Source organism: Methylobacterium sp. ARG-1, assembly GCF_001262595.1.
In the GTDB taxonomy this organism is placed as follows: domain Bacteria; phylum Pseudomonadota; class Alphaproteobacteria; order Rhizobiales; family Beijerinckiaceae; genus Methylobacterium; species Methylobacterium brachiatum.
The window spans coordinates 1-21980 of the sequence record NZ_LHCD01000012.1; the positions used below are offsets into that span (position 1 = coordinate 1).

The 21980-nt window shown below is 69.2% G+C and carries 23 protein-coding genes and 1 pseudogene; 10 read left to right on the top strand and 14 right to left on the bottom strand.

Features of this window, described 5'->3' with window-relative positions; translation table 11 throughout:
* Positions 1-282, bottom strand: a pseudogene (locus AKJ13_RS13175) (porin family protein); the annotation flags it as partial.
* 291 nt (positions 283-573) lie between these two features.
* On the bottom strand, positions 574-1344 hold the full coding sequence (gene pgeF / locus AKJ13_RS13180) for a peptidoglycan editing factor PgeF (protein ID WP_050733758.1): 771 nt from the start codon (positions 1342-1344) through the stop codon (positions 574-576).
* A 146-nt stretch (positions 1345-1490) separates the two neighbouring features.
* Here pgeF and AKJ13_RS13185 point away from each other — a divergent pair, with 146 nt between their 5' ends.
* Complete coding sequence (locus tag AKJ13_RS13185) at positions 1491-1688, top strand: hypothetical protein (RefSeq protein ID WP_050733759.1); 198 nt, start codon at positions 1491-1493, stop codon at positions 1686-1688.
* Positions 1689-1721: 33 nt separating this feature from the next.
* Here the strand turns inward: AKJ13_RS13185 and AKJ13_RS13190 are convergent, their stop codons facing one another.
* From AKJ13_RS13190 to rpsF, 11 genes are all read right to left on the bottom strand, one after another.
* Positions 1722-2792 (bottom strand): SAM-dependent methyltransferase, encoded by a 1071-nt coding sequence (locus AKJ13_RS13190; protein ID WP_050733760.1) that lies wholly within the window; start codon positions 2790-2792, stop codon positions 1722-1724.
* The gene (lgt, locus tag AKJ13_RS13195; RefSeq protein ID WP_050733761.1) at positions 2789-3688 is read right to left on the bottom strand and encodes a prolipoprotein diacylglyceryl transferase; all 900 of its coding nucleotides are present in this window, start codon (positions 3686-3688) and stop codon (positions 2789-2791) included. Before lgt ends, AKJ13_RS13190 begins: the two co-directional genes overlap by 4 nt.
* A gap of 83 nt (positions 3689-3771) precedes the next feature.
* Complete coding sequence (locus AKJ13_RS13200) at positions 3772-4674, bottom strand: VOC family protein (RefSeq protein WP_050733762.1); 903 nt, start codon at positions 4672-4674, stop codon at positions 3772-3774.
* Entirely contained in the window at positions 4671-5573 is a 903-nt protein-coding gene (locus AKJ13_RS13205) for an SMP-30/gluconolactonase/LRE family protein (RefSeq protein ID WP_050733763.1), read from the bottom strand. Before AKJ13_RS13205 ends, AKJ13_RS13200 begins: the two co-directional genes overlap by 4 nt.
* A gap of 10 nt (positions 5574-5583) precedes the next feature.
* Positions 5584-6033, bottom strand: coding sequence for a cupin (locus tag AKJ13_RS13210; protein WP_050733849.1), 450 nt, complete (start codon positions 6031-6033; stop codon positions 5584-5586).
* A 91-nt stretch (positions 6034-6124) separates the two neighbouring features.
* Positions 6125-6664 carry a DUF29 domain-containing protein gene (locus tag AKJ13_RS13215; RefSeq protein WP_050733764.1) on the bottom strand — a complete coding sequence of 180 codons (540 nt, stop codon included), beginning with the start codon at positions 6662-6664 and terminating at the stop codon, positions 6125-6127.
* 4 nt (positions 6665-6668) lie between these two features.
* A complete protein-coding gene (locus AKJ13_RS13220) occupies positions 6669-8156 on the bottom strand; it encodes a replicative DNA helicase (RefSeq protein WP_007561032.1) in 1488 nt (495 codons plus the stop codon).
* A gap of 303 nt (positions 8157-8459) precedes the next feature.
* Complete coding sequence (gene rplI / locus AKJ13_RS13225) at positions 8460-9032, bottom strand: 50S ribosomal protein L9 (RefSeq protein ID WP_007561034.1); 573 nt, start codon at positions 9030-9032, stop codon at positions 8460-8462.
* A 41-nt stretch (positions 9033-9073) separates the two neighbouring features.
* Positions 9074-10108: a hypothetical protein gene (locus tag AKJ13_RS13230; protein ID WP_050733765.1), complete on the bottom strand. Its 1035-nt coding sequence runs from the start codon at positions 10106-10108 to the stop codon at positions 9074-9076.
* A 129-nt stretch (positions 10109-10237) separates the two neighbouring features.
* Positions 10238-10489 (bottom strand): 30S ribosomal protein S18, encoded by a 252-nt coding sequence (gene rpsR / locus AKJ13_RS13235; RefSeq protein WP_007561044.1) that lies wholly within the window; start codon positions 10487-10489, stop codon positions 10238-10240.
* A gap of 3 nt (positions 10490-10492) precedes the next feature.
* Positions 10493-10951 (bottom strand): 30S ribosomal protein S6, encoded by a 459-nt coding sequence (gene rpsF / locus AKJ13_RS13240; protein WP_007561046.1) that lies wholly within the window; start codon positions 10949-10951, stop codon positions 10493-10495.
* A 375-nt stretch (positions 10952-11326) separates the two neighbouring features.
* On the opposite strand from rpsF, the gene AKJ13_RS13245 reads away from it, so the two are divergent.
* The 5 genes from AKJ13_RS13245 to era all read left to right on the top strand — a co-directional run bounded on the left by AKJ13_RS13245 (position 11327) and on the right by era (position 15280).
* Positions 11327-12076 (top strand): pyridoxine 5'-phosphate synthase, encoded by a 750-nt coding sequence (locus AKJ13_RS13245; protein ID WP_050733766.1) that lies wholly within the window; start codon positions 11327-11329, stop codon positions 12074-12076.
* Positions 12073-12471 carry a holo-ACP synthase gene (gene acpS / locus AKJ13_RS13250; protein ID WP_050733767.1) on the top strand — a complete coding sequence of 133 codons (399 nt, stop codon included), beginning with the start codon at positions 12073-12075 and terminating at the stop codon, positions 12469-12471. Before AKJ13_RS13245 ends, acpS begins: the two co-directional genes overlap by 4 nt.
* A gap of 249 nt (positions 12472-12720) precedes the next feature.
* Complete coding sequence (gene lepB / locus AKJ13_RS13255; RefSeq protein WP_007561051.1) at positions 12721-13521, top strand: signal peptidase I; 801 nt, start codon at positions 12721-12723, stop codon at positions 13519-13521.
* 11 nt (positions 13522-13532) lie between these two features.
* Positions 13533-14297: a ribonuclease III gene (gene rnc, locus AKJ13_RS13260; RefSeq protein WP_050733768.1), complete on the top strand. Its 765-nt coding sequence runs from the start codon at positions 13533-13535 to the stop codon at positions 14295-14297.
* Positions 14294-15280: a GTPase Era gene (gene era, locus AKJ13_RS13265; protein WP_050733769.1), complete on the top strand. Its 987-nt coding sequence runs from the start codon at positions 14294-14296 to the stop codon at positions 15278-15280. Before rnc ends, era begins: the two co-directional genes overlap by 4 nt.
* Before the next feature lie 99 nt (positions 15281-15379).
* Here the strand turns inward: era and AKJ13_RS13270 are convergent, their stop codons facing one another.
* Positions 15380-17458, bottom strand: a complete 2079-nt coding sequence (locus AKJ13_RS13270; RefSeq protein ID WP_050733770.1) for a prolyl oligopeptidase family serine peptidase — start codon at positions 17456-17458, stop codon at positions 15380-15382.
* Positions 17459-17701: 243 nt separating this feature from the next.
* On the opposite strand from AKJ13_RS13270, the gene AKJ13_RS13275 reads away from it, so the two are divergent.
* The 4 genes from AKJ13_RS13275 (at position 17702) to tsf (ending at position 21961) form a co-directional block, all read left to right on the top strand.
* Positions 17702-18607, top strand: a complete 906-nt coding sequence (locus AKJ13_RS13275) for a methyltransferase (RefSeq protein ID WP_050733850.1) — start codon at positions 17702-17704, stop codon at positions 18605-18607.
* Entirely contained in the window at positions 18604-19344 is a 741-nt protein-coding gene (locus tag AKJ13_RS13280) for a pseudouridine synthase (protein ID WP_050733771.1), read from the top strand. The genes AKJ13_RS13275 and AKJ13_RS13280 overlap by 4 nt, the downstream gene beginning before the upstream one ends.
* A gap of 506 nt (positions 19345-19850) precedes the next feature.
* The gene (locus tag AKJ13_RS13285; RefSeq protein ID WP_007561064.1) at positions 19851-20918 is read left to right on the top strand and encodes a 30S ribosomal protein S2; all 1068 of its coding nucleotides are present in this window, start codon (positions 19851-19853) and stop codon (positions 20916-20918) included.
* 116 nt (positions 20919-21034) lie between these two features.
* The gene (tsf, locus tag AKJ13_RS13290) at positions 21035-21961 is read left to right on the top strand and encodes a translation elongation factor Ts (RefSeq protein WP_050733772.1); all 927 of its coding nucleotides are present in this window, start codon (positions 21035-21037) and stop codon (positions 21959-21961) included.
* The last annotated feature ends 19 nt before the right edge of the window (positions 21962-21980 follow it).

Genomic DNA, 21980 nt, shown 5'->3' on the forward strand with positions numbered 1-21980 from the left:
CGCGCCGCCGGAGAAGCCGTCCTGGCTGCGGTTGCTGAAGGTGGCGGTGGTGCCGGGGGCGGCGTAGGGGAAGGGCACGCCGAAGGTGGAGTTGTTCGAGCGGCTGCTGGCGTCGAAGGCGTAGCCGGCGTTGATACCGAAATAGGCGCCGGTCCAGGTGAACACCGGGACGGGGGTGAAGACGGGCGGCGGGGCGGCGCGGCGCGGCAGGTCGGCGGCGAAGGCCGAGCCGGCGAGGGCGACGCCCGCAAGGGCGGTGGTGGCGCGAAGCAGGGATTTCATCATCTGGTCCTCACGGAAGGCCCCGCCCCGGCCTTCGAGGCCGAAGCGGAACGCGGATCTGGCTGCATTCCAGCGGTTCCAGGGCTGCTTTACGCGTTGCGGTATCGCCGACCGCTCATCACGGCCCCTTGTGGCAATCCGCGGTTTTTCCCCGGCACCTCGAGCGTCTAAACGCGCCCGAATGGTCAAGGTTCGCTTATGGCCACGCTTTTTTGCGCCGATTCGGTTTGACAAAGTGTCGCACCCCCTGGACGGCATCGGCCACGCTTGCGTCGGACCATGTCGAAAGGGTCAGGGCGTCAGCGCGATGGCCGAGATCAGGCGCCCGTAATCGGGCTCGCCGCGGTGGGTGGTCCGGCGATAGCTGTAGAAGCGCTCCGGATCGGCATAGGTGCAGAGGTTCAGCATCGCAGCCTCGCCGATCTCCGCCTCGTCGAGCCTGGCCAGGATGAAGCCCGGAAGATCGAACTGCGCGTGGTCCTCGCGGGTACCCGGGCCGAGGAACCGGTCCATGCCGGGCGCCTCGGTGCGGAAGCGTGCGACGAAGTCCGGGCCGACCTCATAGGACGCCTGGCTGATCGTCGGCCCGAGCACGGCTACGATTTTCCGTCTCCGGGCGCCCAGCGACTCCATGGCGCGGACGGTCGCCTCGATCACCCCGGTGAGCGCGCCCTTCCAGCCGGCATGGGCTGCGCCCACAACCCCGTTCTCGGGATCCGCGAACAGGATCGGCCCGCAATCGGCGGTGGCGATACCCAGGGCCAGACCAGGCACCCGCGTCACCATCGCGTCGGCCTTCGGGCGATCCGCGGCCAGGACCGGTGCCTCGACGGTGACCACCTCGGCGGAATGGATCTGATACAGGCTGACGAGCCGGTCCGGCGCCAGGCCGAGCTGCGCACACATACGCGTCCGGTTCTCGGCGACGCGCTCCGGGACATCCCGGGAGCCGAGCCCGCCGTTGAGCGTGGCATAGATGCCCTCGGACACGCCGCCGTCCCGGGTGAAGAAGGCGTGACGCACGCGCCCGTGCGACGAGAGTTCCGGCGCCTCGATATACATGCCTGCAGTCACGGTCGGCTCCCTCGCGGTCCTGGTGTCGCGCTCGATAGCGGAATGGCTGCCCCTTGACGATGTCGTGGAACCGTCAGATTCTTGCTGCATTGCAGCATGAGTCCGGGTTCCGGATTCTTCCGAGAAGGATCGCAATGTCACGACGGACCGAGAACGACTCCCCGATCGAGACCAAGGCCCCCGAGGTTCCGGAGCACCGGAACCCGAGCGCATCCGAACACCCCGTCGTGCGTGAGCTCGGCGAACTCGACCCCTCCGACCCGAACCCGCCGGCACCGCCGACCCCGCGGGCACCGACCGGCTCCGACGCCGGTTTCGGTTCGTTCGGCTGACCACGTCCCACGCTGCCGTCCGGGTTCGAAGCCTCAGGCTTCGGGAAACCCGGGTAGCGGCCCGAGACCCGGGCCCGTCACGGCCAGGGCCTTGAACAGATTGCCCATTCCCGTCGGGCTCGCATCCGTGAGTCGCTCGACGGCCGCATCGATCGCCGCGGCCTGAGCCGGGGTGGCCCGGGACTTCAGGCGCTCGGCGCGGGCATTCAAGCCCAGCGCGAGCAGAAAGTCCCGTTGCGCCACCGGCCCATGAGCCGTCGCGCCCTCGGCCTGGGCAGCCTTCGCCAGGGCGGCGAAATCGACGTGATGCGTGAGATCCGCGTCTCCGGGCGCCGCCAGCGGATCGGTGAAGCGATGCCCGGACAGGGCCTGAAGGGTGTCGCCGAAGCCCGGCCGGCTATGACCGTAATCGATCGCCAGCAGCGCGCCGCCTGATTCCCGCAGGCGGCGGGCGAGTTGCCGCATCAGCGCCAGCCCCACCCCCGGCACGCTCAGCAGCCTGCCCTCCGGGCCCTCCGCCTCGATCCCCGGGGTCGCCTCGGGGGCCAGGCCGTAGATGAAATCGCCTTCTGGGCCGAGCCCGATCAGGCGCTCGTGCCAGCCGGTCGCGCGACGCTCGAACTGCCGGACCGGCAGGCAATCGAAAAACTCGTTGGCCAGGATGATCGCCGGGCCCTCGGGCAGCGTCTCGATTCCGGCGTGCCAGGTGACGCCTTTCCCCGCGAGGGTTCGCTCCTGGACGGCCCGTAGCACTGGGCCGGTCTCGACGAGATGCGGTGCCACCCCGACGCCCGCGGCCGCCATCCCGAGGGCCCGCAGGGCGTCGGCCATCAGCGTGCCCCGGCCGGGGCCGAGTTCCACCAGGACCAGCGGCTCCGGCCGGCCCATCCGGCCGTGAACGTAGCCCGACCAGGCGCCCAGCAACTCGCCGAACATCTGGCTGATCTCGGGTGCGGTCGTGAAATCGCCTCGCACGCCGAGCGGATCACGGGTGCGGTAATAGCCGTGGACCGGGTGGCCGAGACACAGCGCCATGTAGCGGTCAATGCCGATCGGCCCGCCATGGCGGATCAGCGCCGCGATCTCGGCTCCGAGCGGCGTCACGCCTTGGCGGGCGCCTCACGCGCCTCCTGACCGGGAGCGGACACCGGATTGCGTGGGCGGGTCCGCCCGGTTGCGGCAAGCAGGATGTAGGTCAGCCCGACGATCATCATCGGCACGCAAAGCAGCATGCCCATGGTGACACCGCCGCCCATCGGCCCGAGATGGTCGCCGAACAGGAAACCGAGCTGCCGATCCGGCTCGCGGAAGAACTCGCAGAATGTCCGGGCCAGCGCGTAGCCGAGGACGAAGATCCCGCCGAGCAGGCCCGGCTTGCGGAACCCGAACCGGCGGACAGCCAGCGCCATGACGATGAACAGCAGCAGGCCTTCGGTGACGGCCTCGTACAGCTGGCTCGGATGGCGCGGCAGCGGCCCGCCAGTGGGGAACACGATCGCGTAGGGAAAGTCCGGCGCGACCCGCCCCCAGAGCTCGCCGTTCACGAAATTCGCGATTCGCCCGAAGAACAGGCCGATCGGCACGACCACCGCACCGATGTCGAGCAGCGTGTAGCCGTTGAGCTTCTTGGCGCGAGCGAACAGCAGGAAGGCCAGGATCGCCCCGAGGAAGCCCCCATGGAACGACATGCCGCCGTTGCGGATCGCCAGGATCTCCATCGGGTCGGCGATGTACATCGGCAGGTTGTAGAACAGCACGTAGCCGATCCGCCCGCCCAGCACGACGCCGAGCGCCACCCAGACGACCAGGTCGTCGATGTCGACCACCTGCGGACGCTTGACCACGCCCCACAGGCTGTCGGCCATGACCAGGCGGCGCGCATAGTACCAACCGCCGATCAGGCCGGCGATGTAGGCCAGCGCGTACCATTTGATCGTGATCGGCCCGATCGCGATCGCCACCGGATCGATGGCCGGAAAGGGCAGGGCGAGGAGCGGCATCGGTCTGACCTCCGGGGCGGCCGGATTGGACGCCGGAGGGGCGGCGCGTCAAGTGCGCTCCACGCAGCATCCGCCTGCGGGTATCAGGCCTTCACGAACAGGAACCCGTGCCCATCCGGGCCCGCGCAATAGGCAGCCCGGCCGTCCGCGGAGGCGCCCAGCGCGAAGCCCCCCTGGCGCAGTGCCGCCAGCAGGCTGACCATATCCACGACCGCGAAGACGAAACGGGTCGAGGCCCGATCGGCCGGCCCGAACACGGTCCGTGACGCGTGCCGGGGCGCCGGCCGCCGGTAATGCAGCAGCTCGACATGCGTCGCCGGCACCGGCGGCTCGAGCGCAATGACATCGACCTCTGGATCATCGATGCCGTCGAGCCGGGCCTGTTCGGGCCCCCGGTTCACGCCTTTCTGCGCCACCGTGAGGCCGAGGGGCCCGGTGAGGAACGACAGGGTCGCGTCGAGATTGGCGACGGTGATCGCCGAATGGTCGATCCCGAGGAACAGGCCCGGCGCGTCGCGCCAGCGTTCGGCCGGCGGGCCATCGGGAAAGAAGATCAGCTCGAGCGGATGCCCGTCCGGATCGCGAAACTTGTAGGCGGTGACTCCTCCCGTTGATGCGGGCAGGACCTGCGCACCGCCTCGGCTGATCGTGGTCGGGTTGAGCCGGGCGAGCCGGGCCATCGCGGCGTCCATGTCGCGAACCGGAATGGCCAAGTGCTGGAAGAACGGATCGGTCGCCAGGGGATCGGCCGGGTAGGGGGCGCCGGCCGGTTCGACGGCGACGAACGTCACCGCCTGGCGGCCGAGCCGCAGTCGCAGCTGCAGCGCCTTCACCCCGGCGAGCCCCATCGCCTCGACATGCGCAGCCAGCATCGGCTCAGCTGGGGCGACCCGCTCGAAGCCGAGAGCGTCGCAGTAGAAGTCCTCCGTGACCGCGAGGTCCGCGACGGTGCGACTGAATCCGGCGATGGCCCGAACGCCGCTCACAGCAGCCGCGCCCCGCGCACGTTGGTGTAGATGGCGTAGAGCGCATGCGAGGCGCACAGGAACAGGCGGCTGTTGTTGCGGCCGCCGAAAGCGAGGTTCGCCACCGGCGAGGGCACCAGGATCTTGCCGACCAGCTCGCCGCCGGGATCGATGCAGTGGACGCCGTCGCCGGCGCTCGACCAGAGATTGCCCTGCTCGTCGCACCGGATCCCGTCGGCATTGCCCGGTGCGATCGTGCAGAACACTCGCCCGCCGGACAGACGGCCATCCTCGGCCACATCGAACACGCGTATGTTCTGGAGCGGATCCGTGGCGAATTGCAGCCCGGTCTCGACCACGTAGAGTTTTCGCTCGTCAGGCGAGAAGCACAGGCCGTTCGGCCCCTGGAAGTCGTCCGCGACGACGCGCAGCGAGCCGTCGCGCGGGTTGAACCGGTAGAGCGCGGCGGGCAGCTCGGATTCTTGCTTGCCGCCCTCGTAATCGGTCTGGATGCCGTAGGGCGGGTCCGAGAACCAGATCGTGCCGTCGGACTTGCAGACGATGTCGTTGGGCGAGTTCAGCCGCCGGCCCTGGTAGCGCTCGACCAGGCTGGTGATGCTGCCGTCGAGCTCGGTCCGGTGGATGCGCCGGCCGCGATGCGAGCAGGACAGGAGCCGCCCCTGGCGATCCCGGGCATGGCCGTTCTCGAAGTCGCTCGATGCGCGGTAGACGCTGAGGCCGCCCGCATCCGTCCAGCGCATCACCCTGTTGTTCGGCAGATCCGAGAACAGCAGCTCGTTGCGGTCGCCGAAGTAGACCGGACCTTCGGCCCAGCCGAAGCCTTCGGCGAGTTTTTCTAGCGGCGCGTTCGGCAGCGCATACGCCTTGAAGCGTGGCTGCGTCAGTTCGAAACCGTCCATGCCGCGGCCCCTACTTGAAGCGGCCGGGCTGGTTCACGGTGGGCTCCACCTGGAGCCCCGTGACGATCATCGTGCAGGGCTCGTTGCCCACAGTGCCCGAGAGGTGGCCCTTCCTGCCGTCGCGCGCCCTGGTGTTCTGGTCCTCACCCATCATCAGCTCGCCCGGGCCCATCTCGACCCGGTGGCCATCCATGGTCTCCACGAACCAGCGGCCGGAGAGGATCGCGATCCATTGCGGCCGCGGATTCTCATGCCATTCTCCGACCCAGCCGACCGGCAGGACCGTGAAGGTCACGACCGACGGCACCGGCTCCATCTTGTCGTTCCATTGCGGCGCCGTCTCGGGGTTGATCCCCTCGAACTTGAAACGCGCGATGAAAAAACGCTCCTGGCGGCTCACCCCCTCCGCGTCGGTATAGACGTGCCAATACGGCATCTTCGGAGGGGTCGGCTCGCTCATCATCGCTCCTGCGGCGGCGGGACAATCGTCTTCCGCACAACGGCCGGGTGTGGCGATGGTTCGCGGCGGCGCGGAGCGGCCGGGCGTGATCCTACCCGCGTTGAGGCCGCGGCTGGCCGTCGCTCGGCGGCCAGGGGATCTCGCGCGTCATGATCGTCTCGACATCGTAGGGGCAGGCCGGCGGGAAGGTCTGCTCGTCGAGCCCGGTCTCGCCGGCGGCCTCGATCAAGGCACGGTGATAGGCCCGCGCGACCAGCACGTCGATCCGGGACTTCAGGCTGGGGCTGTCTTCGAGACGCTCGGCCACGACGACGCGCTGTGTCCGGATCGACGTGACCCAGCTGCGTGTCCGTCGAGTCGGCTGATGATCCCACTTCAGAAGGTGCAGCAGGATCACGCTCAAGGCGCTTGTCAGTGCGTGGCGTTCGCTGCGACCCACGTCCGCGATCTCGTCGGCAAGGTGTTCGATGTCGAGACGCGCCCAGGCCCCGGCTTGCAGGAAATGCACCTGCTCTTGGGCCCAGGCATGGACGTCGTCCTCGTACCGCGTCGTCTTCAGTCTCTGCGACACTCGCTTCGGAGCTGTCACGACCGCCTCCTTGCCGCCGCCCGGTCGCACCGGCGGCCGCAATCTATCACATCTGCTCGGGCAGCCGCTCGCTCTGCGCAAGGTTCGAGAACCGGGTGATGTTGGCGTCGAACTGCAGTTCGACCGTGCCGGTCGGTCCGTGACGCTGCTTGCCGAGGATGACCTCGGCCTTGCCGTGGACACGGTTCATCTCCGCCTCCCAGGCGAAGAACTCCTCCGTACCCTCGCGCGGCTTCTTGTTGTTGACGTAGTATTCCTCGCGGAACACGAACATCACCACGTCGGCGTCCTGCTCGATCGAGCCGGATTCGCGCAGATCCGAGAGCTGCGGGCGCTTGTCGTCGCGGTTCTCGACCTGACGGGAGAGCTGGGACAGGCCGATGATCGGCACCGCTAGCTCCTTGGCGAGCGCCTTCATGCCGGTGGTGATCTCGGTCATCTCCTGCACGCGGTTGTCGCTGCGCTTGCCGGAGCCGGAAAGCAGCTGCAGGTAGTCGACGATCAGCAGGTCCAGGCCCTTCTGGCGCTTCAGGCGCCGGGCTCGGGCGGCGAGCTGGGCGATCGAGATGCCGCCGGTCTGGTCGATGTAGAACGGGATCGTCTGCATGTCCCGGGCGGCGTCGGTGATCTTGTAGAAATCCTCCGGCCGGATGTCGCCGCGGCGAATCTTGTAGGAGGGCACGCCCGATTGCTCGGCGATGATACGGGTGGCGAGCTGCTCGGCCGACATTTCGAGCGAGAAGAACCCGACGATGCCGCCGTTGACGGTCTGCATCGTGCCGTCCGCCTGCTTCTCGCCGCGATAGGCCTTGGCGATGTTGAAGGCGATGTTGGTCACCAGCGAGGTCTTGCCCATGGCCGGGCGGCCCGCGAGGATGATCAAGTCGGAGGGCTGCAGGCCGCCCATCTTGGCGTCGAGGTCGGACAGGCCGGTGGCGATGCCCGAGAGCTTGCCGTCGCGCTGATAGGCCTTGGCGGCCATGTCCACCGCGGCGGTGAGCGCGTCGGAGAACTTCTGGAAGCCGCCGTCGTATTTCCCGGCCTCGGCGAGCTCGTAGAGCCGGCGCTCGGTCTCCTCGATCTGGTCGCGAGGCGCCTGCTCCACCGGCGCCTCGTAGGCGCCGTTCACCAGATCCTCGCCGATCGTGATGAGGCGACGGCGGATCGCGAGGTCGTAGATCGTCCGGCCGTAGGCGCCGGCATTGATCACCGTGGTGGCGTCGGCGGCCAGCCTCGCGAGGTACTGCATCACCGTCTGGCCGCCGAAATCGGCGTCGCCCAGATAGGTCTTCATGGTGATGGGCGTGGCAAGCTTGCCGGCCCGAATCAGCGAGGCAGCCACCGAGAAGATCTGCTGGTGGGCATCCTCCATGAAGTGCTCGGCCAGGAGGAAGTCCGACACCCGGTAATAGGCGTCGTTGTTCACCAAGATGGCGCCGAGCAGCGCCTGCTCCGCATCGATGTTGTGCGGGGCGACGCGGTACTCAGCTTGAACCGCTTCCAGCTTGGCCGTGAGCGCATTGGGCAGGGCCATCGGCGGACGACTCCGAATCAGGCGCCGCGACGGGCGCACCAGGATCACACCGCGCGACATTGGCCACGGTAAGGTTACCGAAGCCTAGCCGACGGCCGGCTCATCCGGTCCTCGGCCCGGACGAACGGACGCCCGCCGACTCTCGCGAGGGGCGGGCGTCCATGCTGGAACAAAACTGGAACGTGTCAAGTCTTAGGGCGAATGATCCCCAATGTTCACCGCTATACAGGGATGCTGGCGACGCCGCCCCGCGCGAGCCGGATGGCCCTTGCGGAGCGGCGCTGACCATGGATCCCGACGGAATCAGCCGCGGTCGTCGGCACCTTCGCCGGCATCGGCCAGCGCCATGCCGACCTCCAGGCCGAGGTCGTCGAGGTTGAACGCCTCACGCTCGGTGACCGACTCGCCACGTGCCTGACGCTCGGCCTCTTCGGGGCTGCGGGCGACGTTGACCGTGATCTGGACCTCGACCTCGGGGTGCAGCACCACCGGGACGGTGTGCAGGCCCAGGGTCTTGATCGGCTGGTTCAGGATGAACTGGCCGCGATCGACGGTGAATCCCTCCTTGGCCACCACCTCGGCGAGGTCGCGGGTGGAGACGGAGCCGTAGAGCACGCCGGTCTCGCCCGACTGGCGGATCAGGATGAAGCTCTGGCCGTTCAGCTTCTCGGCGACGGCCTCGGCGTCCTTCTTCCGGTCGAGGTTGCGGGCCTCGAGCTGGGCGCGCTGCGACTCGAAGTGCTTCTTGTTGGATTCCGTCGCGCGCAGCGCCTTGCCGCGGGCGAGCAGGAAGTTGCGGGCAAAGCCCGGGCGGACGTTCACGGTCTCGCCCATCTGGCCGAGCTTGGCCACGCGCTCGAGCAGGATCACTTCCATCGTCATTCTCCTTCAGTTGGTCGGCCGCACGGGCCGGGGACTCACGGCGCCGGGTTGTCCTTCGGACGGCGGCGATCGAGGGCGGTGTCGGCCAGGCCGAACAGGGTGAGTGCCACCAGGGCGACGCCCTGGGTCACGAACAGGATCAGGTACATGCCGAACAGCATCAGCCCGCGCCCTGGCCGGCCGCGCGAGCGGTCGTGGAAGGCGGCGAGCCCCTGGAGCGCGAAGGCCGCGCTGAAGGCGCCGACCAGCGCGACGCCGAACACGCCGATGAAGCCGGGGGCGAAGCACATCAGCACGGCGGCTGCCAGGGTTACCAGGGTCGTGCGCGGCATGGCGGTCGACGGCAGGTCCGGCCAGGGCCGGGGCAGGCGACCGGAAATCTTCACGATCCGCGCCGAGGCCCACAGATAGAAGGTCAGGAGCAGGGTGAGCCCGTTGGCCGCGAAGGCCGGCACGACGCGCGCGAGGGCGTCCGCGACTTCGCCCCGCGTCACCTCGGCCTCGTCCTGGCCGGGCTTGGGCGTCGCGTCCGGCTCGGTCCCCGCGTCGGGGGCGGGAGAGCCGGCCTCGGCTTGCGGCGCGTCGGGGCGGCGAGTCTCGGTCGCCGGCCGGGCGGCGGGGTCGCGCACCTGCACCAGCGTGCGGGCGAGCCCGCGCAGTTGCGCGTCGAAGGCCGCGTGGTTCGGCGAGGACAGGACCGCGATGGCGATGAAGGCGAGGGCGGCCGTGGCGGCGGTCCAGCCGAGGAGGCGGCCGGTCGGGTACCATTCGAGGCCGGAGGGCGTCTCGCGGCCGAGCAGCGTCAGGTAGGCGAGCCACCAGGCCGGCAGGGCGATGTAGGCGGCGTAGGCGAGGCCCATGAAGGGCGCGATCACGAGCGCCAGAGCGAAGCTACCGGCAGCCGCCGCCGTGAGGGCGGCCTTGTGGCTCCAGCCCAGGCCGACGATGAGGATCGGCAGAGGCGCTACGAGGTAGAGCAGGATCGCCAGCGGGGTCGCCTTCAGCAGCACCCCGAACAGGAGTGCGGAGACGAGGCCCGCGCCGATACCGATGCCGATATGCTGTGCCATGGGTTCCGCTGTCCCGCTGCCGTCACGGCAGGGTTAGAGGCGTCACTGCGCCCCAACGATCGAGCGATGTGGTATCGCTCTCTGAGGAAGCCGGCCCGGGTCGATGCCGGGCCGGCCAGTCGAAGCAGCCTACTTGATCACGTAGGGCAGCAGGCCGAGGAAGCGGGCGCGCTTGATCGCCTGGGCGAGCTCGCGCTGCTTCTTGGCCGAGACCGCGGTGATGCGGGACGGGACGATCTTGCCGCGCTCGGAGACGTAGCGGGACAGGAGCTTGACGTCCTTGTAGTCGATCTTCGGCGCGTTCGCGCCGGAGAACGGGCAAGTCTTGCGACGACGGAAGAAGGGACGGCGTCCGCCGCCCGCACCAGCACCGAAAGCCATGGTTTAGCCCTCCCCGCCGAAGCTGCGCTCGGGACGATCGCCGCGCTCGGGGCGCTCGCCGCCGCCGAACCCGCCGCCGCCACCGAAGCCGTCATCGTCACGACGCCGGCCGCGCTCGCGATCCTTGCGGTCGTCGCGGTCGCGCTTCTGCATCATCGCCGACGGCTCGGAATCGAGATCCTCGACCCGGACGGTCATGAAGCGCAGCACGTCCTCGGAGATCTGCATCTGACGCTCCATCTCGGCGATGGCGGCCGGGGGGGCGTCGATGTTGAGGAGCGCGAAATGCGCCTTGCGGTTCTTCTTGATGCGGTAGGCCAGGGACTTCACGCCCCACATCTCGATCTTCTCGAGGCGGCCGCCGTTCTGCTCGATCACACCCTTGTAGGTGTCGATCATCGTCTCGACCTGCTGGGACGTCACGTCCTGCCGGGCCAAGAGCACGTGCTCGTAGAGAGGCATATCGGGCCTTTCAGTGTCAAAAGGAGCCCGGCCGCCCGGAGGCGGCTGGTTCGGGCCGGTTCATTCGCGAGACGCTCGGCGCCAAGCCCTTCGAGCCGTTTTTGCAGGCCCGAGCGGTTGATCGAAGGCGGAGACACCGGACGACGGATCGTTCAGGATCCTATGCCGCAAGCGGCACCGTCCGTTCAGCCCCCGGCCGGAGCGAACGCGAGGGGCGCCGCATAATCGGTTTTTCGCAGGCTGGCAAGACCGGCCGGTCTCGACGCGGCTCGTCCGCCTGAGCGCCGGCGCGGCTTGCCCATCGGGCGGATCGCCAACATATCGGCGGTTCGAGGGCGCCCGCCGGACCGTGGCGGCCCCGGGACGGATCGGCCCATGATCTCCGAAAAGCTGCGCCTCGGCGTCAACATCGACCACGTCGCCACGGTGCGCAACGCCCGCGGCGAGTCTTATCCCGACCCGGTGCGGGCCGCCCTCCTGGCGGTCGAGGCCGGGGCGGACGGCATCACCGCGCATCTGCGCGAGGACCGGCGCCACATCCGCGACGCCGACATCGCCGCGCTGAAGCGCGATCTCACCGTACCGCTCAACTTCGAGATGGCGGCCACGGATGAGATGGTGACGATCGCCCTGGCGACACGCCCCCATGCCGCCTGCCTGGTGCCGGAGAAGCGCGCGGAGCGCACCACCGAGGGCGGCCTCGACATCGTCGGCGGACGCGATCACCTCGCCCCCCGGATCCGCGCCCTGGCCGAGGCCGGGATCCGCGTCTCGCTCTTCGTCGAGCCCGAGCCCGCGGTCATGGACGCCGCCCGTGCGCTCGGCGCGCCGGTGGTCGAGCTGCACACCGGCAGCTATTGCGAGGCCGCCGTGGCGGGCGATGATGCGCGGGTTGCCCACGAACTGGCGCGGATCACGCGGGCGGCCGAGCACGGCGCCGGGCTCGGCCTGGAGATCCATGCCGGGCACGGGCTCACGGTCCGGAGCGTCGGGCCGGTGGCGGCGCTGCCGCAGATCCGGGAGCTGAATATCGGCCACGCCCTGATCGCCGACGCGATCTTCGTCGGGCTCGCCCAGGCGGTGCGCGACATGCGGGCCGCCATGGACCGTGCGCGGCGCCCATGATCATCGGCATCGGCTCGGATCTCTGCGACATCGACCGGATCGCCCGGACGCTCGAGCGCCATGGCGACCGCTTCACGCACCGGGTGTTCACCGATGGCGAGCGCGCACGCTGCGACCGCCGCGCCGCCCGCGCGCCGGGCTACGCCAGGCGCTTTGCCGCCAAGGAAGCCTGCGCCAAGGCCCTGGGCACCGGCCTCAGCAACGGCGTGTTCTGGCGCGACATGGAGGTGGTGAACCTGCCCTCCGGCCAGCCGACACTGCGGCTCTCCGGCGGTGCCGCCGCGCGACTCGCCGAGATGCTGCCCGCGGGGCATGAGGTCCGGCTGCATGTCAGCCTCACGGACGATCCGCCCATGGCTCAAGCCTTCGTGATCATCGAGGCGCTGCCCGTGTGAGACCCGGGATGGCGGATTAGCCCGCTACCCTCGCGCGTTGCCGGGGGCTCGCGCTTGGTCTAGACCGCCGCACCAGCGGACACGATTGCGGCGCATTCCTCGGGACAACCGCAGATCAGCCGCAGGCGGCGAGGCCGGGCCTCGCGGGCGGCTGGCGTATGATGCGGACGGGCGGAAGCCGGTCCCGGCCCCGTCGTACGATAACGGAAGAGCTGGGGCGTGCTCCGGCGACGGAATCTGAGTCTGAAGATGGAACGCGCACGCGTGGATCACGACGGCAAGCCGCTGACGAAACCGGTCGAGACCGGCACCTGGGCCAGCATCCGCGAGACGCTGAAGGTCGGCGTCCAGGCGCTGCTGATCGCCCTGGTGGTGCGCACGCTGCTGTTCCAGCCGTTCAACATCCCGTCGGGGTCGCTGGTGCCGACGCTGCTGATCGGCGATTACCTGTTCGTCTCGAAGTATTCCTACGGCTACTCGAAATACTCCCTGCCGCTCTCGGAATACATTCCGATCCAAGCGGACGGGCGCGTCTGGGCGGCCGAGCCGAAGCGCGGCGACATCGCGGTGTTCAAGCTGCCCAAGGACAACGCCACGGATTACATCAAGCGCGTGATCGGCCTGCCGGGCGACAAGATCCAGATGATCGACGGCGTGCTCAACATCAACGGCAAGCCGGTCAAGCGCGAGCGGATCGCCGATTACGAGACCACCGATCCCTACGGCCAGGCGACCAAGGTGCCCCAGTATCTCGAGACGCTGCCCAACGGCGTCGTCCACCGGGTGATCGAGCGCGACGGCGACAACGGCTTCTGGGACAAGACCGAACTCTACACCGTGCCCAGCGGGCACTTCTTCATGATGGGCGACAACCGCGACAACTCCACCGACTCGCGCGATCTCGCGAGCGTCGGCTACGTGCCCTTCGCCAATCTCGTCGGGCGCGCCGAGATGATCTTCTTCTCGATCGACGAGGGCACACCGGCCTGGCAGCTCTGGAACTGGCCGGCCCATGTGCGCTGGTCGCGCCTGTTCTCAACCATCCATTGAACGGCCCGAACTTGGACGAGGCTGGACAGGCCCGACCGTCTTCCCGGGCGCGGCGTTCCCCTAAGCCCAGGCCCCCGCTCGGCGTTCTGGAGGAGCGGATCGGCCACAGCTTCGCCGATCAGAACCTGCTGACCCGGGCGCTCACCCATACCAGCAAGGCCACCGGGCGCGGCGGCAGCTACCAGCGCCTGGAGTTCCTGGGCGACCGGGTGCTCGGGCTCGCCGTGGCCGACCGGCTCTACGCCGCCTTTCCCGACGCGGACGAAGGCGACCTGTCGCGCCGCCTGGCGGGCCTCGTGCGCCGGGAGACCTGCGCGGCGGTGGCGGCTTCCTGGGAGGTCGGGCCGCATCTGATCCTTGGCCAGGGCGAGGTGATGGGCGGCGGCCGGCGCAACCAGACGATCCTGGCCGACGTCTGCGAGGCGATTCTCGGTGCGATCTACCTCGATGCCGGCTTCGAGGCCGCCCGGGTAATCGTCGAGGCGCATTTCCATCCGGCCGAGCCGATGGCGGCCCATCGCGGCCGCGACGCCAAATCCGCCCTGCAGGAATGGGCCATGGGCCGGAGCCTGCCGATCCCCGTCTACGCGGTGGTCGAGCGCACCGGCCCGGATCATGCGCCCCGGTTCCGCATTGCCGTACAGGTCGAGGGGCTTGAACCGGGTCACGGCGAGGGTACCTCGAAGCGTGTCGCCGAGCAGGAGGCCGCCCGTGCGCTGATGGAGCGCGAGGGAATCGGCACCGTCCCGGAGACGGGGCCGACGGAGACAGCATGACCGACCACGAACAAGACGACGGACAGGACAAGGGGCATGCCGAGGGGCCGGCCCTCAAGGCGCCATCGGCGCTTCCGGGTACGCCCCCCGATTCACGGGCGGGCTTCGTCGCGCTGATCGGCGTGCCGAATGCCGGCAAGTCGACGCTCCTCAACAACCTGGTCGGCACGAAGGTCTCGATCGTCTCGCGCAAGGTGCAGACGACACGGGCGCTCGTGCGCGGCATCCTGATCGAGGGCTCGGCCCAGGTCATCCTGGTCGACACCCCGGGCATCTTCGCGCCCAAGCGCCGCCTCGACCGGGCGATGGTGCATTCGGCCTGGAGCGGCGCGGCCGACGCGGACGCGGTCTGTCTGCTGGTCGATGCCCGCAAGGGCCTGGACGAGGAGGTCGAGGCGATCCTGAGCCGCCTCGGCGACGTGAAGCGCGAGAAGATGCTGATCCTCAACAAGATCGACCTGATCCCGCGGGAGCGGCTGCTCGATCTGGCTGCCAAGCTCAACGCGGCCTCGCCGTTTGCCGAGACCTTCATGATCTCGGCCCTTAAGGGCGACGGCGTCGGCGACCTGCGCCGCGCGCTCGCCGCCCGGATGCCGCCGGGCCCGTGGCTCTACCCGGAGGATCAGGTCTCGGACGCGCCGCTGCGCATGCTGGCCGCGGAGATTACCCGGGAAAAAATCTACGACCGGCTGCACGAGGAGCTGCCCTACCGATCCACGGTCGAGACCGACCAGTGGCAGATCCGGCCGGACGGATCGGTCCGGATCGAGCAGACGATCTTCGTCGAGCGCGAGAGCCAGCGCTCGATCGTGCTCGGCAAGGGCGGCCAGACCATCAAGGCGATCGGGCAGGCGGCCCGCATCGAGATCGCCGAGGCGGCGGACGCCAAGGTCCACCTGTTCCTGCACGTGAAGGTGCGTGAGAACTGGGCCGACGACCCCGCCCGCTACCGCGAGATGGGCCTGGAATTCCCCCGCGGCTGAACCGGGTTTCCTGGGGCTCGCCCTTCGGCGGAGTCCCCGAGACTTGCGGGGCTCTGCCCTGCACCCGCAAAAGGTCGAAGACCTTTTGAAACCCGGACTTTAGGCCTCCGGGGCATCCCAGCCGATCGAGCGACGCAGGAAGGTCAGGCCGAGCGCCAGGAACGATGCCGTCTCGGCATTGTCCTTGCCGTAGCCGTGCCCCCCGGAGGCAGGCTCGTAGAAGGACGCGGCGTAGCCGAGGGCGTTCAGCTTCCGGGCCATCTTGCGGGCATGCCCGGGATGAACGCGGTCGTCGCGGCGGCTGGTGGCCAGCAGGATCGGCGGGTAGGGCCGGCCGGCCTCGGCGGTGTGGTAGGCCGAGATCGCGCCGAGGAAAGCCCAATCCTGCGGATCGTCCGAGTCGCCGTATTCCGCGATCCAGCTCGCCCCGGCCAGGAGCTTGGTGTAGCGGCGCATGTCGATCAGCGGGATCGTGCAGAACAGCGCCCCGAACCGCTCCGGATAGCGGGTCAGCATGTTGGCGATCAGCAGGCCGCCATTCGAGCCGCCCTCCGCGGCGATCCGGCCCGGCTGGGTCACGCCGCGCGCGACGAGGTCGGCCGCCACCGCGGCGAAATCGCCATGGGCCCGCGCCTTGCCCTCCCGGCGTCCGGCATCGTGCCAGCGTGTGCCGAACTCGCCGCCCCCGCGGATATTGGCGACGACGCTCGTGCCGCCCCGCTCCAGCCAGAGCTTGCCCAGGACCGGGGAATAGCTCGGCAGCAGCGGAAGCCGGAAACCGCCATAGGCGGTCATATGCACCGGAGCCTCGCCGGTCAGGGCCTCCGGTCCGGTCTGGACGTAGGGAACCCGCGTGCCGTCCGCCGAGATTGCCTCGTGGCGGGTGACCCGCAGGCCCTGCGCGTCGAAAGCCGGCGGGGTTCGGCGCAGCACCGAGGGTGCTTCGAGGCTCGGCGGGATGCTGAGCAGCGTCGCGGGCGTCACCGGGTCGTGCACGGTCGCGAGCAAGGTGCCGTCCGCCTCCTCGGGGTCGCCGTCGAGGGGCCAGACATGGACGCTGCCGAGGGCCGGCAGCCCGTCGAGCGGCCGTGTCGTCCAGGCACCCCCTTCGGGCGTGCAGATCGTGTAGGTCGGACGCAGGTCGTCGAGCGCGTGGACGAACAGGCGCCCCGCCGACCAGAACACGTCCTGGAGCGCCCGGCGCTCGTCCGGCCGCCACAGCACCGTGAGGTCGCGGCGACCCTCCAGGAAGGCCGACAGCGGCATTGCCAGCACCGTGTCGGTCGCGTGCTCCATGCCGCCCACGAGCCAGGGTTGGCGTGGTCGCACCGCGAGGTAATCCCGGTCGATCTGCACGTCGGCATCCGAGGGCAGGTCGAGCTGCGTGCGCGGGCCGTTCCGGTCGCCGAGGTGGATCGTCGTGTCGAAGAAGCCGATCTGATCGACGAAGACCAGCCGCTCGACGCCCGTCTCCCGGTCCACCGAGGCCCAGGCGGCCATGCTGGTCTCCGGCACCTCGAACAGCACCGCGGCGGCCTGAGGATCCGATCCGCGTGACAACATCCGAGCTGTGCGGGGGTAGCCCGCGCGCGTGGCCATGCCGTCGCCGTAGGCGCTCGAGATCAGCAGCGTATCGCGGTCGAGCCAGGCCGCACCGCCCTTCGACTCCGGCAGGACGAAGCCGTCCGCCACGAAGCTGCGGCTGATCAGGTCGAACTCGCGCACGACCTTGGCGTCGCCGCCGCCCCGGCTGAGGGACAGCAGGGCGCGGTCGTGACCGTCCTTCAGGACCGACGACCCAGCCCAGACCCAATCCTCGCCCTCCGCAGTGGCGAGCGCATCGAGGTCGAGCAGGATATCCCAGTCTGGCGATTCCGACCGGAAGCTCGCCTCGTCGGTCCGGCGCCACAGGCCGCGCGGGTGTTCGGCATCCGTCCAGAAATTATAGAGCAGCCCGCCCCGGCGCGAGACGAACGGGATACGCTCCGGCCGATCCAGGATGGTCCGCGCGGTGTCGCGATCCCGGGCGAAGCCGGCATCGCCGTAGCGGGCCAGGGTCTCGGCGTTGCGGGCCTCGACCCAGGCCAGCGCCTCCGACCCGTCGATCTCTTCCAACCACAGGTAGGGATCGTCGTCCGGATGCTGGAGGGTCGGGCGCGGGTCGTTCGGAGCAGTCATGACCGCAAGATAGACCCGCGTTCGGGGATTCGGGAACCACCCCGATGGCGCAGGGGCAGGGGCTCACCCGTGGCAGACGGTCTGCCCTCCGACCAGGCCCGTGCGACGACCCCGAGGCTGGGCTTTCGGAGCCATTCCGGGTAACAGGCGACGTTCCCTCCGGATGATCCGAGTCGGGTGCGGGCTTCCCGCTCCGCTGTGGATTCGCGTTCCGATGCCAGCTCTCCAGATCCTGAATTGTTCATGCGCCATGCCGTTTACGGCCTGCCGCCGGTCGACCTCGCAGAGGTTCCCGGCGACGCCGTCCAGCTTTCCCCCCTGATCCCCGGTTCAGCCCGGCTCGAGGACCTGACCGAGGGCAGCCTCGATGCCGCGACTGTGCTGGCGCCCCCAGGCACGATCGAGCGGCGCTACGTGCTCGCTCACACGTTGCGGGCGCTCGTGCCCGGCGGCCGGATGCTGGCGCTCGCTCCGAAGGACCGGGGCGGCACGCGGCTGGCCAAGGAACTGGCCGCTTTCGGGTGTCACGCCGCCGACGAGCCGCGCCGCCACCATCGGATCTGCCGGCTCGTGCGACCGCCCGAACCGGCCGGGCTTGCCGCGGCGATCGACGAGGGTGGCCCGCGCCACGTCGACAATCTCGCTCTGTGCACGCAGCCCGGCGTCTTCTCCTGGGATCGGCTCGATCCCGGTACGGCTTTGCTCCTGGCGAATCTGCCGCCGCTGAAGGGCAAGGGGGCCGATCTCGGCTGCGGCCTCGGGATCCTCGCCCGGGCGATCCTGGGCTCGCCCGCGGTCACCGCGCTGACGCTGGTGGAGATCGATCGCCGCGCCGTCGAGATGGCGCATCGCAACGTCGCCGATCCGCGGGCGACGATCGTCTGGGCCGATATCCGGGCGGCCGGCACGGTGCCGGGCAGCCTCGACTTCGTCGTGATGAACCCGCCGTTCCACGACGGCGGAACCGAGGATCAGGCGCTCGGCCGCACCTTCATCGCCCGGGCCGCGGAGGCGCTGCGCAAGGGCGGCACCCTGTGGCTCGTGGCCAATGCGCACCTGCCCTACGAGACGGCTCTCGGCGCCGCGTTCCGCGACGTCTCGGTCTCGGTGCAGGCCGGGGGCTACCGGGTCTACGAGGCGCGCCGATGAAGGCAGCGAAATCCGTCCGCCTCGACAAGCTGCTGGCCAATCTCGGTTACGGGTCGCGCCGCGAGATCCAGGGGCTGGCCCGCGCCGGCGCGATCCTGCTGGACGGCGCCGAGCTGGCGGATGCCGGCGACCGGATCGCCCTTGATCCCGATCTTCCGGAGCGTCTGACCATCGACGGCGCGCCAGTCGATCCGCTGCCGGGGCTGTGCCTGATGCTGCACAAGCCGCTCGGCGTGACCTGCTCGCACAAGGAAGCCGGGCCCCTCGTCTACGGGCTGTTGCCCGAGCGCTGGCGCCGCCGCGACCCGCCGCTCTCCACCGTGGGGCGCCTCGACAAGGAGACCTCCGGCCTTCTGCTGCTCACCGATGACGGCGCGCTCCTGCACCGGATCATCGCGCCCAAGGCGAATGTGGCCAAGCGCTATCGGGTCACCCTCGACCGGCCCCTCGACGGCACCGAGGGAGCGACCTTCGCGTCCGGCACGCTGATGCTCGAGGGCGAGGACCGGCCCTTGCTGCCGGTGCATCTGGATGTCGAGGATTCCACCCATTGCGCGGTGACGCTGACGGAAGGCCGCTATCACCAGGTGCGCCGGATCTTCGCCGCCATCGGCAACCACGTCGTCGCTTTGCATCGGGATCGGGTCGGTGGGCTCGACCTACCGGCGGACCTGCCGGCCGGGGGCTACCGGGTTATGGGTCCGGCGGATATCGCCGCCGTGTTCGCGGGCAGCTGATCGCTGTCCAGCTGGACTGCGGCCTTAATGACGCGACCGGACGAGGGCGACGACGGCTCCGGTGATCGCCAGCATCTGAAAGCCAATCAATCCGGCGACCGAGCGCAGGATTTCGGTGCGGGTCTCCGCCAATTCGGCGCGCAGATCTGCCTTGGTGACGAGATCGCCCCGAAACGCTTCAGCCTGGCATCGGCCAAACCCGCGGCCTGCTCGGGCGAGAGCTTGGCCTTGTCCCGGAGGGTCCGGGCAAATTTCAGCGTCTCTCCTGCGACGCCCGCCATGCGGCGACTTATCGGTGTCGGAGGCCTCGGGTTACAAGCCCTGAGAGGCGGTCGCCCTTCGATTCCACCCGAAACCTTGCGTCCCGCCCCGGGCTCTGCTAAGCGCCCGCCCATCCCACACGCGGAGCCGGCCTCATGCCTGAATGAGGCGTCTTCCGGTGGCCGTCCGAATACGTCGGGCGGCTGCATCCCTCCGCGGCGGATCCAACCGGAGAGTACAAAGACATGGCCGTCGATTTCACTATGCGTCAGCTCCTCGAGGCGGGCGCCCATTTCGGTCACCAGGCCCACCGCTGGAACCCGAAGATGCAGCCGTACATCTTCGGCACCCGCAACAACATCCACATCATCGACCTGGCCCAGACCGTGCCGGCGATGCACACCGCGCTGCAGGCGGTGAGCGACACCGTCGCCAAGGGCGGCCGCGTGCTGTTCGTCGGCACCAAGCGCCAGGCGGCCGACACGATCGCCGACGCCGCCAAGCGCTCGGCCCAGTACTACGTCAACTCCCGCTGGCTGGGCGGCATGCTCACCAACTGGAAGACCATCTCGGGCTCCATCGCGCGCCTGCGCAAGGTCACCGAGACGCTGGAGACCGGCGGCCCGGGCCTGACCAAGAAAGAGCGCCTGATGCTGTCCCGTGAGAAGGACAAGCTCGAGAAGGCGCTCGGCGGCATCAAGGACATGGGCGGCGTGCCCGACCTGCTGTTCGTGATCGACACCAACAAGGAGCAGCTGGCGATCAAGGAGGCGAACCGCCTCGGGATCCCGGTGGCCGCCATCGTCGACACCAACTGCAACCCGGACGGCATCACCCACATCGTTCCGGCCAACGACGATGCCGGCCGCGCCATCGCGCTCTACTGCGACCTGATCGCCAAGGCCGCCATCGACGGCATCTCGCGCGCCCAGGGCTCGTCGGGCGTCGATCTCGGCGCCTCCGAGGAGCCGCAGGCCGAGGAGCTGCCGGCCAACGACGACGCGGCCGTCTCGGTCGAGTCCGACGCGCTCGATCCGGCCGACGTGGCGATGCTCGCCGAGTCGACCGAGCATTTCGAGCTGCTCGCCGCCCCGCGCGGCGCGCCGGACGACCTGACCAAGCTGCACGGCGCCGGTCCGCAGATCGTCCAAAAGCTCAACGATGCCGGCATCTACCATTACTGGCAGATTGCCGCGATGACCCCGGACGAGGTCGCCAAGGTCGATTCCGACCTGAAGCTCAACGGCCGCATCGACCGCGATTCGTGGGTTTCGCAGGCCCGCGGTTTCGTCGAGGCCGCCGCCGCGGTCTAACTCTCGGTACGTCGCGGCGCCCTGTCATCGGGGCGTCGTGAACCCAGGCATACCGGGCCCGGCCGCTTACCCGCGCGCCGGGCCTCTCTCATCCAGACCACACGAAAGGGACCGCCATGGCCAACATCACCGCCGCGATGGTGAAGGAGCTCCGGGAGAAGACCGGCGCGGGCATGATGGACTGCAAGGGCGCGCTCAACGAGACGCAGGGCGACATCGAGGCGGCCATCGACTGGCTGCGCAAGAAGGGCCTTGCCAAGGCCGCCAAGAAGGCCGGCCGCGTCGCCGCCGAGGGCCTGGTCGCCGTCGAATCCGCCGGCCATCATGCCGCGATCGTCGAGGTGAATTCCGAGACCGACTTCGTCGCCCGCAACGACGCTTTCCAGGCCTTCGCCCGTGAGGCCGCCAAGATCGCGCTGAACACCGACGGCACCCTGGAGGGCCTCCAGGCCGCCAAGTTCCCGGGCGCCACCGAGACCGTCTCGGAGAAGCTGCAGAGCCTGATCGCCACCATCGGCGAGAACATGAACCTGCGCCGGGTCGCCAAGCTCGAGGTCAAGAAGGGCGTCATCGCCTCCTACGTCCACAGCCAGGTCTCGGACGGGCTGGGCAAGATCGGCGTGCTCGTGGCGCTCGAGTCCGAGGGCGACGTCGACGCGCTGTCGAATCTCGGCCGCCAGATCGCCATGCACGTCGCCGCCACCAACCCGGTGGCGCTGGACGCCTCCGGCGTCGATGCCGCGACCCTGGAGCGCGAGTCGAACATCCTGCGCGAAAAGAACGCCGGCAAGCCGGACCACGTGCTCGCCAAGATCGTCGAGAGCGGCCTGAAGAGCTACTACAAGGAGGTCACCCTCCTGGAGCAGCCCTTCGTGCATGACGGCTCGAAGACGGTCAGCCAGGTGCTCAAGGAAGCCGCCGGCAAGGTCGGCGGACCCGTCACCCTGACGGCGTTCGTCCGCTACGCGCTGGGCGAGGGCATCGAGAAGGAAGAGGGCCCGGACTTCGCCACCGAAGTCGCCCAGCAGGCCGGCCGCGCCTGATTCGTCCGAACCTTTCGGT

What these genes read in the sequence shown, in the direction of transcription:
- pgeF (WP_050733758.1), bottom strand. Translation starts at nt 1,344, where the DNA reads ATGTATATCGAGGCGCCGGAACTCTCGTCGCACGGGCGCGTGCGTCAC.
- AKJ13_RS13185 (WP_050733759.1), top strand. Translation starts at nt 1,491, where the DNA reads ATGTCACGACGGACCGAGAACGACTCCCCGATCGAGACCAAGGCCCCC.
- lgt (WP_050733761.1), bottom strand. Translation starts at nt 3,688, where the DNA reads ATGCCGCTCCTCGCCCTGCCCTTTCCGGCCATCGATCCGGTGGCGATC.
- AKJ13_RS13205 (WP_050733763.1), bottom strand. Translation starts at nt 5,573, where the DNA reads ATGGACGGTTTCGAACTGACGCAGCCACGCTTCAAGGCGTATGCGCTG.
- AKJ13_RS13210 (WP_050733849.1), bottom strand. Translation starts at nt 6,033, where the DNA reads ATGAGCGAGCCGACCCCTCCGAAGATGCCGTATTGGCACGTCTATACC.
- AKJ13_RS13220 (WP_007561032.1), bottom strand. Translation starts at nt 8,156, where the DNA reads ATGGCCCTGCCCAATGCGCTCACGGCCAAGCTGGAAGCGGTTCAAGCT.
- rplI (WP_007561034.1), bottom strand. Translation starts at nt 9,032, where the DNA reads ATGGAAGTGATCCTGCTCGAGCGCGTGGCCAAGCTCGGCCAGATGGGC.
- AKJ13_RS13230 (WP_050733765.1), bottom strand. Translation starts at nt 10,108, where the DNA reads ATGGCACAGCATATCGGCATCGGTATCGGCGCGGGCCTCGTCTCCGCA.
- rpsR (WP_007561044.1), bottom strand. Translation starts at nt 10,489, where the DNA reads ATGGCTTTCGGTGCTGGTGCGGGCGGCGGACGCCGTCCCTTCTTCCGT.
- rpsF (WP_007561046.1), bottom strand. Translation starts at nt 10,951, where the DNA reads ATGCCTCTCTACGAGCACGTGCTCTTGGCCCGGCAGGACGTGACGTCC.
- AKJ13_RS13245 (WP_050733766.1), top strand. Translation starts at nt 11,327, where the DNA reads ATGATCTCCGAAAAGCTGCGCCTCGGCGTCAACATCGACCACGTCGCC.
- acpS (WP_050733767.1), top strand. Translation starts at nt 12,073, where the DNA reads ATGATCATCGGCATCGGCTCGGATCTCTGCGACATCGACCGGATCGCC.
- lepB (WP_007561051.1), top strand. Translation starts at nt 12,721, where the DNA reads ATGGAACGCGCACGCGTGGATCACGACGGCAAGCCGCTGACGAAACCG.
- era (WP_050733769.1), top strand. Translation starts at nt 14,294, where the DNA reads ATGACCGACCACGAACAAGACGACGGACAGGACAAGGGGCATGCCGAG.
- AKJ13_RS13270 (WP_050733770.1), bottom strand. Translation starts at nt 17,458, where the DNA reads ATGACTGCTCCGAACGACCCGCGCCCGACCCTCCAGCATCCGGACGAC.
- AKJ13_RS13275 (WP_050733850.1), top strand. Translation starts at nt 17,702, where the DNA reads ATGCGCCATGCCGTTTACGGCCTGCCGCCGGTCGACCTCGCAGAGGTT.
- AKJ13_RS13280 (WP_050733771.1), top strand. Translation starts at nt 18,604, where the DNA reads ATGAAGGCAGCGAAATCCGTCCGCCTCGACAAGCTGCTGGCCAATCTC.
- AKJ13_RS13285 (WP_007561064.1), top strand. Translation starts at nt 19,851, where the DNA reads ATGGCCGTCGATTTCACTATGCGTCAGCTCCTCGAGGCGGGCGCCCAT.
- tsf (WP_050733772.1), top strand. Translation starts at nt 21,035, where the DNA reads ATGGCCAACATCACCGCCGCGATGGTGAAGGAGCTCCGGGAGAAGACC.